Source organism: Clostridium senegalense JC122, assembly GCF_000285575.1.
Taxonomy (GTDB): Bacteria; Bacillota; Clostridia; order Clostridiales; family Clostridiaceae; genus Clostridium_J; species Clostridium_J senegalense.
In genome coordinates this window covers 1,135,960-1,152,691 of sequence record NZ_HE611050.1, presented here as the reverse complement: position 1 = coordinate 1,152,691, position 16,732 = coordinate 1,135,960, and the positions used below count along the sequence as shown (strand labels likewise).

Here is a 16,732-nt window from a genome sequence, read left to right as displayed (position 1 = left end):
GCTTAAAAGAAAAATGTTTTATTGGGATAAAGTGGCTTAGCTTTACGCACATGGGGATACAAGTCCGAATTTGAATTTATTCAATAACTTAAAAATATTTTTATACATAATTAAGTGTTAAGTTTAGGTGCTTACGAGCTAGCATCACTATTTGGGGTATTTAAGTTTTGGAATAAAAAGTTTTAAAAGCAAACTTGGAACCCTATATATTTTTATTGTTTTAAAGGCAAATGAATTTCAAAAATTGTATAATATATTTGAGGATTTGAATTTAAAATCTAAATTTAAATTATTAAATTAATGCACTAAGAAAGAGGATAGGAATTTAAACTACTAAGATAAGTAAAGATTAATAAATTTAATATAGGAAAAATATTTAGAGAACTAACCTATAAAACTTCAGAAAATTATGATTAATTTTACAGACTAAATATGCCAGTAATATTTATTAAAATAGGAGGATGGTATGGATAACATTAAAATTTTACTAGTAGAGGATGATGAAGCTGTTGCATTAGGTATTGAGTATAATTTAGAAAATGATGGTTTAAAAGTAGTAAGAGCTAGAGACATGTCTAGTGCAAAACAGCTATTTAATGAAGAATTTAAACTTATTCTTTTAGATATTGGATTACCGGATGGTAATGGATATGAATTTTGTAAGTATATAAGAGAAAAGAGTAAAGTACCAATAATATTTTTAACAGCATTAGACGAGGAAGTTAATGTAGTTTTAGGGTTTGATCTTGGTGGAGACGATTATGTTGTGAAACCATTTAGGGTAAAGGAGCTTTTATCAAGAATTAAGGCAGTACTTAGAAGGACAAGCAACTATCAAAAAACAAGACTTATTTCAGGGGATATAGAAGTAAACAGCTTAAACGCAAAAGTTTATAAAAACAAAAAAGAAATAATTTTAACAGCTGTTGAATATAAGTTACTTTTATATTTTATGGGGTATCCATATAAGATTATCTCTAAGGAAGAAATTCTTCATAGGCTATGGGATATTCAGGGAGATTTTGTGGATGAAAATACACCTGCTGTGTATGTAAGAAGACTTAGAAAAAAGCTTGAGGATGAACCATCAAAACCAACTTATTTAGTGAATCTAAGAGGACTTGGGTATAAGTGGAACAAAAATGTTATAGAGGAGTAAGAGGTAAAATGAAGGATATGTATAAAGATAACTTTTTAAAGCAATTTAGCTTAATATGGGTTATAGCCATAACAATTTTAATGATTACATTAAATATCATTATTAATATAAGCTTTGAAAAAATTAAAAAGAATTATATTAATGAAAGTTACTCTTTAATAGGTTTGTTTTCAAATTCTCAAGCTATTAATGAAGATAAAGTCACTGCAATTTTTACACAAGGTGTAAAAAGTAAGGATTATGAAAAGGGAAAACAAATTTTGAAGTCTTATGGTTATAAGGAAGACATGGACATCAAATTAATTCCTAATATAAATGAATCCTATGAAAGGTTGAAATTACATATTAATATTTTGTTGCTTATTTTTATGTTGTCATTATATCTAATTGTATTATTTTTTTATAAGAAAATTGTTGTGTATGTTGAAATGCTAAATCAGGGAATAAAAAAAGTAGTTGAAGGAGATTTTTCTTTGAGGTTTTCATTTATGGGAGAAGGAACATTTAGTGTACTAGCACATAATTTCAATCAAATGGCAGAAAGATTGGAAGGTTCATTAACGGATCTTAACAGGGAAAAAATTTTTTTGAAAGATACTTTGGCAAATATATCTCATCAGCTTAAAACGCCAATAACATCTATGAGTTTATTTACTGAAGCATTGACTAATAATTCTTATATAGGTAAAGATGAGGTAGAAAAGATAGGGTGCAAAATGAGAAGTTCAGTATACCGTATGGAATGGCTTATAAAAAAATTATTAAAGCTTGCTAAAATTGAAGGTGGGATAGTGGAATACAATAAAATAAATAATGATTTTAAAGAAACTATAGAAAAAGCTGTAGAGCCATTATTAATAAGTATAGAAGAAAAAGAAATAAATTTAAAGATGAACATTGAAGAGGGCTCATGTATTCATGATAAAGGATGGACAAGTGAGGCTTTAACCAATATACTTAAAAATTCAATTGAGCATACGACGCGATATGGGGAAATCTCCATTCATTATGAAAATAATTCCCTTTATCATAAAATTACCATAAGTGATAATGGAGAAGGTATTGAAAAAGAAGATTTACCACATATTTTTGAACGATTTTATAAAGGAAAAGGTAGAAGAGAGACGAAGAAGACAGATTCTATAGGAATAGGCTTAGCACTTTCTAAAAGTATAATAGAAGGTCAAGGAGGATTCCTAGAAGTTGAAAGTATAAAAGAAAAAGGAAGTAAATTTACAGTTACCTTTCTTACTAATTTGTAAGAAAGGTATTTATATTATAGTAAGAATTAAGGAGTATATTGATAAATATAGAGGAAGGTGAGGGGGATAATATGAATAGGTATATAGAGATATCTAATAAGTATTTTAGACAAAACAAAAAAGAAGTATTCTTAATATAATTGCAATAATATTAGCTATTATGTTTATAAGTGGGACAGGTCATATGATTTATTCTTCACAGCAAAATATTATCAATATGCTTAGAGAAGATGGGGATTATCATGTTAATTTTGAATTGAATCAAAAGGAAAAATTTCAAAAGATTAAAGTACACTCAGTGGTTGATAAGGCAACATTTTGTCAAAAGCTTGGGAATGTACAATTAGGGGAAAAAACATTAGTAATTAATGAAATAAATAGTGATGGATTTAATTTGTTAGGGGTACAAGTAAGGGAAGGAAGATTACCAAAGCAAGCTAATGAAATAATTTTAAATTCAGACTTTAAAGATAAAGAGCATAAAAATATAGGAGATGAAATAGCTGTTAAACTATATGATGACAGAGACATAGTTTATACTATTGTAGGTTTTTCACAACCCACTAATAATGCTTTTTTAAAGATATTTAATGGATATGCTGTTAGTAATAATATAGTAATTGATAATGCAATGGTATATTTAAAACTAAAGGAAGTAGGGAAATTAAATAATAAAATAGACAGTTTAGTTAAGGATTTTAATATAAATTCTAATAAAGTTGAAAAAAATGAAGCACTTTTAACTGCGATGGGGGAAGGTAGAAGCAAAAGTGCTATTATAGATTATATTACTTTTTTGATGGTGGCTATTATTGTAATGATTGCAACATTAATTTTTATATACAATTCATTTAATATATCTACTATGGAAAGAATGAAAGAATATGGACTGATAAAGGCCATAGGTGGAACTAATAAACAGATAAAAAAAATTATTTTTAAGGAAGTTCTTATAATTGGGTTAATAGCTATACCAATAGGAATATTTTTAGGAATGGCAGTAGGGCCATTATTATTTAGAACATTTAATAATTTGATTTTAAATAAAGAAGTTGATATAAAAACTTATTATTCTATATATAGTATTGTGGGAACAGTAGTAATTACTATTATTACATTATATTTATCAATAATTTCTATAGTAAGAAAGGTAAAGGAAATATCACCATTAGATTGTTTTACTAATAGAAATTATGAGGTTAAGAAATTAAGTCCACGAAAATATGATTTCACTAGTAAGCTTTTCAGTATTGAGGGAATTATTGCAAATAGAAATATAAGAGCTAATAAAGGAAGATTTAGAACAACAGTAGTTTCAATTGTAATTTCAATAACGCTTTTTATTACATTTAGTAGCTTAGTTTGTAACATAGAAAAGTTACCTTACAAAGCATTACCGATGGACAAACATATGTGTTTGTATAATCATTATTTCACTAATATATATAATGAGCAAAACAGTAAAGAAATAATAACAAACAATAGTGAACAAATAAAATTACTTGTAGATAATGCTAAAAAAGTTGATGGTGTAAAAGATATATATAAAATATATCAGGGCGTAAAATCTTATACTTTTATACCTGAAAATAAAGCAATGATAAAGGGGGATTCAATAAGTATTAATGGTGAAAAATATACTAATATGAAATCTGAAATAATACCAATTGATTTAAACACTATTGATCAGATTTCACCATATCTTTTAAATACATTCAATAATAAAGAAAAAATGAAAAAAGAAAAAGGTGTTTATATAACTCAAATAGGTTATGAGCAAGATAGGGAAAACCTAGGTGATGTGAGATACAAGAAGAAGGATGTTGCAAACTTAAAGGTAGGAGATGAAATACTAATTGATACATCCAATTTAATATATGCTAATAAATTTAAAAGTAATGATAATACAGTAAAATCAGCTATGAAGGTGAAAATTTTGGGTATAGTTAGGGTGATTCTCTTTGATAAGGAGAGTATTGAAGATATGTATCCAACAATATATATGCCTACGAAGCTTTATAATGATTTGATCGAAAAGAAATATATGAATTTATCTAAAAATAATGAGAATGATGTTAATAAAAAAATGGAATTAGATAAATTACAGTCTGCACAAGTTAAAGGCATGGTGGTAAGTTACAAGGATAATTTAGGTGATAAGAAAAGAGTAGATATTGGAAAAGAACTATCACAGCAATGGAATAAATGCATTAATAATAATAATGAAAAATTTGATGGATATACAATTTTTGATGAGGAAAGTGATAAATATATTAATTTCGGTAAGCTCTTTTACTTTAGTGTTATAGCATTTATAACTATTATAAGTATGGCAAATGTATTTAATATAGTAAATACTAATGTAACTTTAAGAAGTAAAGAATTATCACTTTTGAGTGTGGTTGGTGCTTCTAGAAAGAGTATAAAGAAAATAATGTATTTAGAAGGAATGTTATATTCAATTATAGGAATAATATATGGAACTATTATTGGTGGAATAAATTCTATACTAATAAGTGCAATATTTAGAATAGGACATGATATAGCATATGTGTATCCTTATAAGGAAACTTTAATAAGTATAATATTTTTCATAGTGGTTGGAATAGTAGCAATATATTTTCCATTAAAAAAAATCAAAAAGGAAAATTTATTGCAATATAATGAGAATTAAATTGGGGGGAGCTTAATGTTAATGATAAAAAATCTTTGTAGAACATATGGAAATGGAGAAACAAAGGTAGATGCTCTAAAAAATATAAATATAACTATTAATCAGGGAGAATTTGTAGCTATAGTAGGAGCTAGCGGCTCGGGAAAAAGTACTCTTCTTCATGCTATGGCTGGACTTGATAAGCCTACAAAAGGTAATGTAATTATTGATAATGAGGATATATATATTTTAGATGAAGATAATCGCGCAGTATTTAGAAGAAGAAAAATAGGATTTGTGTTTCAGTCATTTAATTTAATTCCAGTGTTAAACTTAGAGGAAAACATACAGTTACCTGTATTACTAGATCATCAAAAAATAGATAAAGATTATCTAAATGAATTGTTAGAATTATTAGGGTTAAAAGATAGAAAAGGTCATCTTCCATCACAGTTATCTGGAGGACAGCAACAGAGAGCAGCTATAGCTAGGGCATTAATATACAAGCCTTCAATTATATTTGCAGATGAACCTACAGGAAATCTTGATATAAACAATTCAAAGGAAGTAATGGATTTACTTAAGGTATCTTCTAAAAAATATAAACAAACATTAGTGGTTGTAACTCATAATTTAGAAATAGCTTCAAGAGCAGATAGGATAATTACTCTTTCAGATGGGGAAATTAGGTAATAATCCTTCGAAGTTTAAAGTTTATCTTAGAACCCTATAGTATAAGTGACTTAAATGATAATATAAATAAAAAATATAATAAGAACAGTTCTCAAAACTTTACCATATATTGTAATATGATATATGGTGTTATAATATATGGTTAGTAAGGTTGGAGGAAATCAAATGACAGAGGGATTAACAGGGCTTGTTATAACTAAAGCAGATAAAAGTTATGATCTTGTTCGTAGAGATAAAAATTTATATTTTAGTTATTACCCAAGAGTAATTGTATATCCTAATAATATAACAGATGTAATTAATGCAGTAAATTGGGCCAGAAACCGAGGGCTAAATATACGTTGCAGAAGTGGCGGACACAACTATGAATCATTTTCTGTGGGAAATGATGTTGTTGTGATAGATGTTTCTAATTTGCTTGATTTTGAAATAGATATTAACAAAGGCTACGTAAGGATAGGGGCAGGGTATAGTCAAGAACAACTTTATTCTAAGATAGCTAAATATGGATTTGCATTTGTTGGAGGAAGTTGTGGATCAGTTGGTGTTACAGGAATTACATTAGGGGGAGGAGTTGGCTATTTACAAAGGGAATATGGGTTAGTATGCGATAATTTAGTAGAAATACAAATAGTAGATGCTTTTGGTAGGGTAATAACTGCTAATTTATATGAAAATCAAGATTTATTTGCTGCGTTAAGAGGAGCAGGTAGTAATAATTTTGGAGTAGTAGTGGCACTTACTTTTAAAGTACATCATGTTGATAAAGTAATAGTAATGACTGCTCAGTGGCCTAAAAAAAATAGGTATGAAGTAATTCAAGCATTTCAAAATGTAGGGGAACACTTAGATAATAGGTATACGCTTAAGATTTCTATGACTAAAGATACTATTCGGTTATATGGAGTAGGATTAAGAAGTACTGCAAAAGAAATGGAAAAGGCTTTAAACGTTCTATTAAAGGTTTCTAATAAAATGAACTATACAAAAAAGCATATTACTTTTAAGGAATATTTACAGAGGAATAAAGATTTTATGTCTACACCAAAAGGATTTAAAATCACAGGATTACTTGCATATAATCCATTAGGAAAAGAACCTTGCCAAATAATGTTTGACTATTTAGATAATTCGCCGCCGATACAGCCAACTATAGACATTGGGTTCCTCCTATTGGGAGGAAAGATTGCAGAAAATGAAGGGTTGCCTAGTGCTTATCCTCATAGAGAGGCTAAAGTATTAATACAAATTGATGCTGAATGGATTATTGAGTATAGTATGTATGCTAATGATACGGTTAAATGGGTAAATAATTTAAGAAAGTCCTTACTTCCATATGCAGGCTTTGGATATCTTAATTATTGTGATATTAATATACCTAATTATTTATATAATTATTTTGACAATAATGTATCTTGGTTAGAAGCTGTAAAAGAAAAATATGATCCATGTAACTTATTTTATTATCCTCAGGGAATAAATCCATAAGTAGTAGCAATGCAATAATACATTTAAATTAAACAAAAATGATATGGCGTATTATGGGAATAAAAACTTTTAAGAATATACATTACTTAACTGCTTGGTAAAATACTATCAGTAAGATTATAGTAGTTAAGGGTCATGTTGAATTATAACTCAATATGATTTTTTTTATGTTTAAATATTTAAATAATAACTTTATTTTTGTAAAATAAAAAATTGAGTTTGATTCTGGCGATAGCAACTTTTATAAACTATATAAAAAATAATATTATAGCAAATTTAAAGAGGTCTTTTAATATTATAAATCTAAATAAAGTTTATTATCTTGATATTTAATATAAACTAAAACAGACATAAAAATATTTAAGCCTTAAAATTGCTGTTGAATTCTTAGAACATAAATAGTGGAAGCTAGATGAAATATATGGTAGATAATTAAATTATAAGATTATATTTGTTTTTATGTGAGTTATTGAAAGTAATGGATGTTAGAGTTAATATATGTATAAGATGCTTAAAGTTAAGATAAATGGGAGGTTTTCATGAAAATTTATAAAGAAATGAACAATGAATCAATTGTACAGTATATTAAAGAACTTGAAATTTTTCCTAAGAATCATAAACTTATTAGTGAAGAAATTGGAGATGGAAATTTAAATTATGTTTTTAGAGTAAAGGATGTAAATATAAACAAGACAATTATAGTTAAACAGGCATTGCCTTATCTAAAAATAGCAGGAGATGGATGGAAATTAACATTGGATAGGAACAGAATTGAAGCAGAAGCTATGAAGTGTCAAAATTCTGTGTGCCCTGGATATGTTCCTAAAGTATATCATCATGATGATATATATGCATTAACTGTTATGGAAGACTTAGGGGATATGAGCATTTTAAGAAAAGGACTTATGAATATGAAAAAATATAATAACTTTCCAAAACAAATAGGTAAGTTTATGGCTAGAAATTTATTTTTAACATCTGATTTTGGAATGGGACCTATAGAAAAGAAGAATAATATGACAAAATTTATAAACCCTGAGCTTTGTGATATAACTGAAAGGTTAGTATTAACTAATCCGTATATGAATGCAGATGACAATGTAATCAATGAAAATATTAAAGAATTTGTTGCAAATGAAATATGGAATTCAAAAGAACTTAGGTTAGAAACAGCTAAGTTAAAAACAATATTTTTGACTAAAGCAGAAGCATTACTTCATGGGGATTTGCATACTGGCTCAATTTTTATAGATGATGATAAGTCGATTATATTTGATGCTGAATTTGCATTTTATGGTCCATATAGCTATGATATAGGATTGTTGTTTGCCAATATAATATTAAATTATGTATCTTGGGAAGGGCGAGTGGACAAGTCTAAAAAGGAAATAGAAGATTATAGAAAGTATTTACTAAAATTATGCAATGAAATATGGAAAGAATTTTTAGAAAATTTTGATTATTTATGGGGAAATGAATCTAAGGATATAACGACAGAAATTGAAGGAACTAAAGATGCATATATAAAAAATTTATTACATGAAACTATTGGATTTTGTTCATGTGAGATTATGAGAAGAATCGTAGGAATGGCACATGTTCCAGATTTAGATGAAATAGAAGATTTAAAACTTAGAGGTAAAGCGCAAATATTAGGAATTAAAATATCTAAAAAATTAATACTTAGTAGAAATAAAATTAATAATTTTAATGAATTTATAAAATGTATAGAAGAGATAAATTTCTAAATAAATTAAAAGTATAGTTGCAGATAGAGTTTTACAATTTATATAAAGTAAAAAAAGTAAAATTTAATTTGGTAAGTATAGTAATTAAAAAATTAGGAGGAATTTATATGAAAGAAGAATTATTAGCTATTAAGTGGGATGATGATAAAGATAATATAGTTTTATTAGATCAAACAAAACTTCCAAATTCAATAGAATATATAAGGTATAATTCGGTAGAGGGTGTTTATGATTCAATAAAAACAATGGTAGTTAGAGGGGCACCGGCTATAGGTGTTACTGCTGGTTATGGAATGTATTTTGCAGCAAAGAAAGCAACAGAAGCTTCTTTCAAAGAATTTTACAAGGAAATTGAAAAACAAGGATATTATTTAAATTCAAGTAGACCAACAGCAGTAAATCTTTCATGGGCAGTAAATAGAATGCTTAAAAAAGCAGAAACTTTAAAAAGTTTACCTATTAATGAAATAAAGAAAGCATTAAAAAGTGAAGCAAGGATTATACATGAAGAGGATATAGAAATATGTAAAACTATTGGAGAAAACTTACTTACATTATTAAAAGATGGAATGGGAATATTAACTCACTGTAATGCTGGTCAACTTGCAACTTCAAAATATGGTACAGCAACAGCTCCTATGTATCTTGCAAAGGAAAAAGGATGGAATTTAAAAATATATTCTGATGAAACAAGGCCAAGGCTTCAAGGTTCTACGTTAACAGCATTAGAACTTAATATGGCAGGAATAGATGTGACAACTATTACAGATAATATGGCAGCAGTAGTTATGGCTCAAAGAAAAATAGACGCTGTTATAGTGGGATGCGATAGAATAGCAGCTAATGGAGATACTGCAAATAAAATAGGGACATATGGGGTGTCTATTTTAGCTAAGTATTTTAAAATTCCAATGTATATTGCAGCTCCAACACCAAGTATAGATTTAAATACACCTACAGGTAAAGATATTCCTATAGAAGAAAGAGATCCAAAGGAAGTTAGCTGCAGATTTGGTTTATGGACAGTTCCAAAGGGGGTAAAAGTTTATAATCCTTCATTTGATGTAACAGAACATGAAAATATAACGGCTATTGTAACAGAAAAAGGAATTGTATATCCTCCATTTAAAGAAAACTTAGAAAAATTATTAAAGAAGTAATGGTTGTAAAATACATTGAATAAATTAATGAAGGAGTAGTATTATGCTAGAGGACTTAAAAAAAAGATTAGTAAAAATAGCTAAAGATGCAGATTCACAAGGATTATGCAAACATAAGTCAGGAAATTTTAGTATAAAAGATGAAAAATCAGAGTATATTTTAATAACACCTTCAGCAGTTTCACGGGAAGAATTAAATGAAAATCATATTTGTGTAGTAGATATGGATCTAAATTTAATAGAAGTACATGAAAAAGTTCGTCCAAGTAGTGAATTATTAATGCATATAGAAGTATATAAATGTAGATCAGATGTAAAAGCTATAGTTCACACCCATTCAAAATTTGCCACAGCTTTTTCTGTAGTAAGTAAAGAAATTCCACCTATAGTATATGAAATTGTTAATGTTATAGGGGGAGAAGGGAGAATAAAGATATCCCCATATAAAAGGCCAGGTACAATTGAACTTGCTAAAAGTATTATAGGTGTAATTAAGAATAATAATGCATGTTTAATGGCAAATCACGGTGTACTTACAGTTTCATCTAAAGATATTGAGGATGCGTATTTAAAAGCAGCATATGTGGAGGAAGTTGCAGAAATATACTATAATGCACTTCAAATAAATAGGGGAGAGGAACCAGAATTAATACCTGAACAAGAATTGGAACTTTGGAAATATCCAGATGAAATAAATTATTAAAGTATTTACTTTACTATAAAATATAAAAATCCCTAATAAAGTTGTTAGGGATTTTTTGCGTTTCTATATTTTAACTATAACAACTATAATATGTAATAATTTTTCATATTATAGTTGTTATAGAAAATTTTGAATACATTTTTACGGCTAAATAACGAAAATATTAAAAGAAGTTTAAATAGTTTAAAAAAAAATAAAATAAAGAATAGTTTTATTTTTAACTTAAGTAAATCATTTATTTGATTTTAGAAATTTTCTTATTTATAATTTATAACTGTAAAGCATACACTTGGTAAAAAAACTATTATTAACTAAAATATATTAACTAATTATAGTGTTCCAAAATCTAAGTTTAACTTATACCTTTATTAATTGGAAGAATTTATTAACAACATATTGATACTTAGTGTGAAAAATAAATAACTAAGGCGCAATATGTTAGCTTAAATTTGTCTTTTTGTTTTTGCTGTATACTCTTTTAATTTTAGCAATTATTTTTATTATTTTTTAATTTAAATTTTATAAATTAATACATACTATCAGTTTAAAAAAGTGTTGGTTTGTCAATAGATAAGGATTTTTCCATATATAAGTTAAACTTTGAATTTGTATATCTATATAGGGTTCCAATTTGACCTTTAAAATTATCCATTCAAAAACTTGGATACCCAAAATAGTGAGACATGCTCCGAATAACTTAGAATTTAACATTACATATTGTAAAAAATATTTTAAGGTTATTGAATAAATTTAAATTGGAGTTTGTTTCCCGATATCAATATAATAAGTAAAATTTAACAAAGGGGGGAAAGTTTTATGGCTATAACAGTTAAAGAAGCCCTAGAACTTAAGATACTAGATGGATTTGAAGTAGTAGCGGGGAAAAATGGTTTATCTAAAGAAATAAAAAATGTAGCTGTTTGGGATTATGAAAGAGGGGACTTAATAAAGAAAAATTTTAGAGCAGAAGATTTTGCATTAAGCACATTAGTAGCGATAAAAGATGATATAAGTGAACTATATGAGAGTGTAAAAACAATGATTAATATAGGTATTACTTGTTTGGCTATTAAGAATATATATTTTGATTATATTCCAGAGGATGTAATAGAACTTGCAAATAAAAACGATTTTGTATTAATGTTATTTAGTGAAACATTTACTGAAGATATAATAGTTGAGGTAAATAAAGCTATAACAATAAAGGAAGAATATCAAAATTTAACTCTTCAAATAGATAAAATATTATATGATAACCTAAATGAAGTTACTATAAAAAAACTTGCTTATAATATAAATGTTAATTTTAGAGAAATAAATGTTGTTGCATATTGTAAGAAAAAAAGTAGTAGAATAAGTGGGCTTAGTGAATTTTCACATAAAGAAATGCAAGATCCTTATAGTAGGGTAATTAATTATAAAGGTGGCTATTTAGTCATTAATACATTTAATGACATAGATAGTGATGATATTGAAAATATTATATTAAGAAGATTAGAATGGTTAGGTTTTTCACATAAAAAATATATTATAGGGGTAAGTAATTTACATAATAAACTAACAGATTTAGATAAATCTATACAAGAAAGTTTGTATGCATTTAAGCATTCAAAAACATATAAAAAAGGCGTTTCATTTTTTAGAAAAATAGGATTAAATAGAATCTTCATACCTATTTTGGACAACCCATGGGTGCAGAAATATTATAATGAAGTAATAGATCCTTTAATTAAATATGATAAAAGTAATGATACTGAACTACTAAAAACAGCTATAAAATATATTGAAAATAACGGAGATATAAAGACAACAGCTGAAGAATTATTTCAACATGGTAATACTGTAAGATATAGAATTGATAAAATAAATAAAATAATTAGTGCTCATTGCAAAGATGAACACTTTTATGAAGAATTAGCTGTAGGTGTTAGAATATATACTTTACTTAATAATCCATTGTAAATTTTACAATGGATTATGTTTTTATTTTAAAATATTACAAAACCAATCTAATTAATAATGGTGTATTATATGACTGTAGCAAAAATAGAATTTATAAATTAGGTGTCTTAAACACTGAAAAAAACATTATTTAAATATAAAGGTACATAGAAATTATCAAGTATGACTAATAAGATTTACGGAGGAATAAGTATGAAAAAATTAAAAATTGCTTACACAGAAGAAGCAAGAAACTATTTTGAGACTGCAAGAGAATTAGTTTTAGCACAACAAACAGATTTTACAGATGTTGCAGCAGTAGTATTAACAGATTCAGATATTGAATTAATAAATACAGCTTATGATACTAAATTTGGAACACCAATCTTTGTTGTATTAAAAAACAAAGACAAGCTATCAAGTGAGCTTGCTGAAAAAGTATATCGTGTAATTGATGGAAATGCTTTTGATGCTCAACTTTATACTAGAGTTATTGAAAGTGCAGCAGCACAATATGAAGAAAAGATATTACCTCCTTTCTTTAAAGCTTTAAGTGAATATGTTGATAGAGGAAACGTTCAATTTGACTGTCCAGGACATCAAGGAGGACAATATTTCCGTAAACATCCAGCTGGTAGATATCTTTATGAGTTTTATGGAGAAAATGTTTTTAGAGCAGATATATGTAATGCAGACGTTGCTTTAGGTGATTTATTAATTCATGAAGGACCAGCAGTTGATGCTGAGCAAAATGCAGCTAGAATTTACAATGCTGATAAAACATATTTTGTAATGAATGGTACTAGTGCATCAAATAATGTTGTTGTAGGATCTTTAGTTTCACCAGGAGACTTAGTACTATTTGATAGAAATAACCATAAATCAATATATAATTCAGCTTTAGTTCAAAATGGTGCAACACCTGTATATTTAGAAACAGGACGTAATCCATATGGATTTATTGGTGGAATTGATGCTCATTGTTTTGATGAAAAATACATAAGAGCAGAAGTAAATAAAGTTGCTCCACATAAAGCAAATGAAAAGAGACCATTTAGATTAGCAGTAATTCAACTTGGAACATATGACGGAAGTATTTATAATGCAAGACAAGTAGTTGATAAAATAGGACATCTATGCGATTATATTTTATTTGACTCTGCTTGGGTAGGATATGAACAATTTATCCCAATGATGAGAGACTGCTCACCATTATTACTTGAATTAGATGAAAATGATCCAGGAATATTTGTAACACAATCAATACATAAACAACAAGCTGGTTTTTCACAAGCATCACAAATTCATAAAAAAGATAGTCATATAAAAGGACAACGTCGTTATGTTGATCATAAGAGATTTAATAACTCATTTATGCTTTATGCATCAACAAGCCCATTCTATCCTTTATATTCAACTCTAGATGTAAATGCTAGAATGCAAGAAGGAGAGGCTGGAAGACGTTTATGGGCTGATTGCATAAGATTAGGTGTTGAAGCAAGAAAATCAGTTCTAAAAAATTGTTCAATGATAAAACCATTTATACCACCAGTAGTAAACGGAAAGAAATGGGAAGATCATGATGTAGAAGAAATAGCAAATAACATTGATTTCTTTAGATTTGTACCAGGAGAAAAATGGCACTCATTTGAAGGATACGGAGAGAATCAATATTTTGTTGATCCAAATAAATTCATGTTAACAACACCAGGAATTAATGCAGAAACTGGAGAATATGAAGATTTCGGAATACCTGCAACTATACTTGCAAACTATTTAAGAGAAGTAGGAATAATTCCAGAAAAGAATGATTTAAATTCTATATTATTCTTATTAACTCCAGCAGAAACTTCAACTAAAATGCAAAACTTAGTAGCTCAATTTGTAAAATTTGAAAAATTAGTTAATGAAGATGCTCCATTAAGTGAAGTTTTACCAAGCTTATATCATAAAAATATAGATCGTTATAAGGGATATACAATAAGACAATTATGTCAAGAAATGCATGATTTCTATAAAAATAATGATGCTAAAACATATCAAAAAAGATTGTTTAGAGCTGAATATTTACCAAGCAAAGGAATCGTATGTGATAAGAATAAAAATGTAGCATATGATGAAGTGGCAGCTACAGCATTACATCCTTCTAAGAATGAAATTAATGGTAGAGTAATGACTGCGCAAGATGCTAAATGGGCTTTAATAAGAAATAATGCTAAATTAGTTCCATTAGAAGATATAGTAGGCGAAATAGCCTTAGAAGGAGCACTTCCATATCCACCAGGAGTATTCTGTGTAGTTCCAGGTGAAGTTTGGAGTGAAACTGCTAAAATATACTTTACAATTTTACAAGATGGAATAAATCAATTCCCAGGATTTGCTCCAGAAATTCAAGGTGTATATCTTGAAGAGCAAAATGATGGTAAAGTTAAAGCATTTGGATATGTATTAGATAATAAATTTATCTAATTCTTGAAATTAGCCTATAGTTAGGCTATGGGCTAATTTTCATTTGAATTTAAGTATACGTATTAAAATAAAAGATGATTAGGGGAAGAATTATGAAAAAAGAAAAAAATAAGATGAGTGTAGTTCAGTTAACAATGATAACTGCAATAAACATGATGGGATCAGGTATAATAATGCTTCCAACTAAACTAGCGGAAGTAGGTACAATGTCTATACTATCATGGGTAGTAACAGGCCTTGGCTCTATGGCATTAGCTTATGCTTTTGCTCAATGTGGAATGTTTAGTAGAAACTCAGGTGGAATGGGTGGATATGCTGAGTATTCACACGGTAAATCAGGAAGCTTTATGGCAAACTATTCATATGGAATATCTTTAGTAATAGCAAATATAGCAATAGCAATTTCGGCAGTTGGGTATGCATCTGTATTACTTGGAGTTGAACTTTCTCCAGTAGCTGTAGGAGTATGGACTATATTTACATTATGGTTAGCCACTGTATTAAACTTTGGTGGTGCAAGTATAACTGGTAAACTTGGTTCATTTACAGTTTGGGGAGTAATAATCCCTGTATTAGTAATTTCTACAGTAGGTTGGTTCTGGTTTAGTGGAGCAGATTATGCAGCTGCTTGGAATCCTAACCATTTCTCATTCTTTGAAGGCGTAGGTAAATCTATTTCAATAACATTATGGGCCTTTTTAGGATTAGAGTCAGCTTCTGCTAATATGGATGCAGTTGATAACCCTAAGAAAAATGTTCCAATAGCTTGTTTAGGTGGAACAATAGGTGCAGCAATTATATATATTATATCTACAAATGTTATAGCTGGTATTGTACCAAATGCAGACTTATTAAATACTAATGCACCATTTGGTTTAGCTTTTTCAACTATGTTTAGTCCAACAATCGGTAAAATTGTAATGGGTATGATGGTAATATCATGTTTTGGTTCATTATTAGGATGGCAATTCACAATTGCTGGTGTATTTAGAACATCTGCAATTCAAGGATATTTCCCTAAAGTATTTGGAAAAGTAACAAAAAATGGAACTCCAATAATGGGAATGGTTATAATTACTATAACTCAATCATTACTTGCATTAATGACAATTAGTCCAACTTTATCAAAACAATTTGATGTGCTTGTTAATTTAGCAGTAGTTACAAATGTTATTCCTTATTTATTATCTATGGGTGCAGTTAATGTAATTTTAAAATCAGAAAATGTACCAAATAGAAAAGTTAAGATTACAACATTTATATCTATAGTTGCTTCAGCATATAGTTTATATGCATTATATTCTTCAGGACTTCAACCTATGTTCTATGGATCAATAGTAACATTTGCAGGTTGGGTATTATATGGTTTTGTTTCATATAGATTCAACTTAGAGAAAGACTTAGAAGTAAAAAACATTCATGCATAAAAATTAAATGTACATAAATACGAGTATTT

11 protein-coding genes are annotated in these 16,732 nt (G+C 27.8%); all 11 read left to right on the top strand.

Going from position 1 to position 16,732, the window contains the following annotated elements; translation table 11 throughout:
- Positions 1-466: 466 nt before the first annotated feature.
- Positions 467-1,159, top strand: coding sequence for a response regulator transcription factor (locus CSGHG_RS06045; protein WP_010293479.1), 693 nt, complete (start codon positions 467-469; stop codon positions 1,157-1,159).
- Complete coding sequence (locus tag CSGHG_RS06040) at positions 1,132-2,421, top strand: sensor histidine kinase (RefSeq protein WP_010293478.1); 1,290 nt, start codon at positions 1,132-1,134, stop codon at positions 2,419-2,421. Before CSGHG_RS06045 ends, CSGHG_RS06040 begins: the two co-directional genes overlap by 28 nt.
- Before the next feature lie 160 nt (positions 2,422-2,581).
- Positions 2,582-5,095 carry an ABC transporter permease gene (locus CSGHG_RS20005; RefSeq protein WP_235700106.1) on the top strand — a complete coding sequence of 838 codons (2,514 nt, stop codon included), beginning with the start codon at positions 2,582-2,584 and terminating at the stop codon, positions 5,093-5,095.
- 15 nt (positions 5,096-5,110) lie between these two features.
- On the top strand, positions 5,111-5,767 hold the full coding sequence (locus CSGHG_RS06030) for an ABC transporter ATP-binding protein (protein ID WP_010293474.1): 657 nt from the start codon (positions 5,111-5,113) through the stop codon (positions 5,765-5,767).
- Positions 5,768-5,932: 165 nt separating this feature from the next.
- Positions 5,933-7,255 carry an FAD-dependent oxidoreductase gene (locus CSGHG_RS06025; protein WP_026022249.1) on the top strand — a complete coding sequence of 441 codons (1,323 nt, stop codon included), beginning with the start codon at positions 5,933-5,935 and terminating at the stop codon, positions 7,253-7,255.
- Positions 7,256-7,794: 539 nt separating this feature from the next.
- Positions 7,795-9,003 carry an S-methyl-5-thioribose kinase gene (gene mtnK, locus CSGHG_RS06020; protein WP_010293470.1) on the top strand — a complete coding sequence of 403 codons (1,209 nt, stop codon included), beginning with the start codon at positions 7,795-7,797 and terminating at the stop codon, positions 9,001-9,003.
- Positions 9,004-9,110: 107 nt separating this feature from the next.
- The gene (mtnA, locus tag CSGHG_RS06015) at positions 9,111-10,163 is read left to right on the top strand and encodes an S-methyl-5-thioribose-1-phosphate isomerase (RefSeq protein WP_010293469.1); all 1,053 of its coding nucleotides are present in this window, start codon (positions 9,111-9,113) and stop codon (positions 10,161-10,163) included.
- A 43-nt stretch (positions 10,164-10,206) separates the two neighbouring features.
- Entirely contained in the window at positions 10,207-10,866 is a 660-nt protein-coding gene (locus CSGHG_RS06010; RefSeq protein WP_010293468.1) for a class II aldolase/adducin family protein, read from the top strand.
- Positions 10,867-11,682: 816 nt separating this feature from the next.
- Positions 11,683-12,828, top strand: a complete 1,146-nt coding sequence (locus CSGHG_RS06005; protein WP_010293467.1) for a PucR family transcriptional regulator — start codon at positions 11,683-11,685, stop codon at positions 12,826-12,828.
- Positions 12,829-13,020: 192 nt separating this feature from the next.
- Positions 13,021-15,276: an ornithine decarboxylase gene (locus CSGHG_RS06000; RefSeq protein WP_010293465.1), complete on the top strand. Its 2,256-nt coding sequence runs from the start codon at positions 13,021-13,023 to the stop codon at positions 15,274-15,276.
- Positions 15,277-15,368: 92 nt separating this feature from the next.
- Positions 15,369-16,703: a putrescine-ornithine antiporter gene (gene potE / locus CSGHG_RS05995; protein WP_010293464.1), complete on the top strand. Its 1,335-nt coding sequence runs from the start codon at positions 15,369-15,371 to the stop codon at positions 16,701-16,703.
- Positions 16,704-16,732 lie beyond the last annotated feature (29 nt).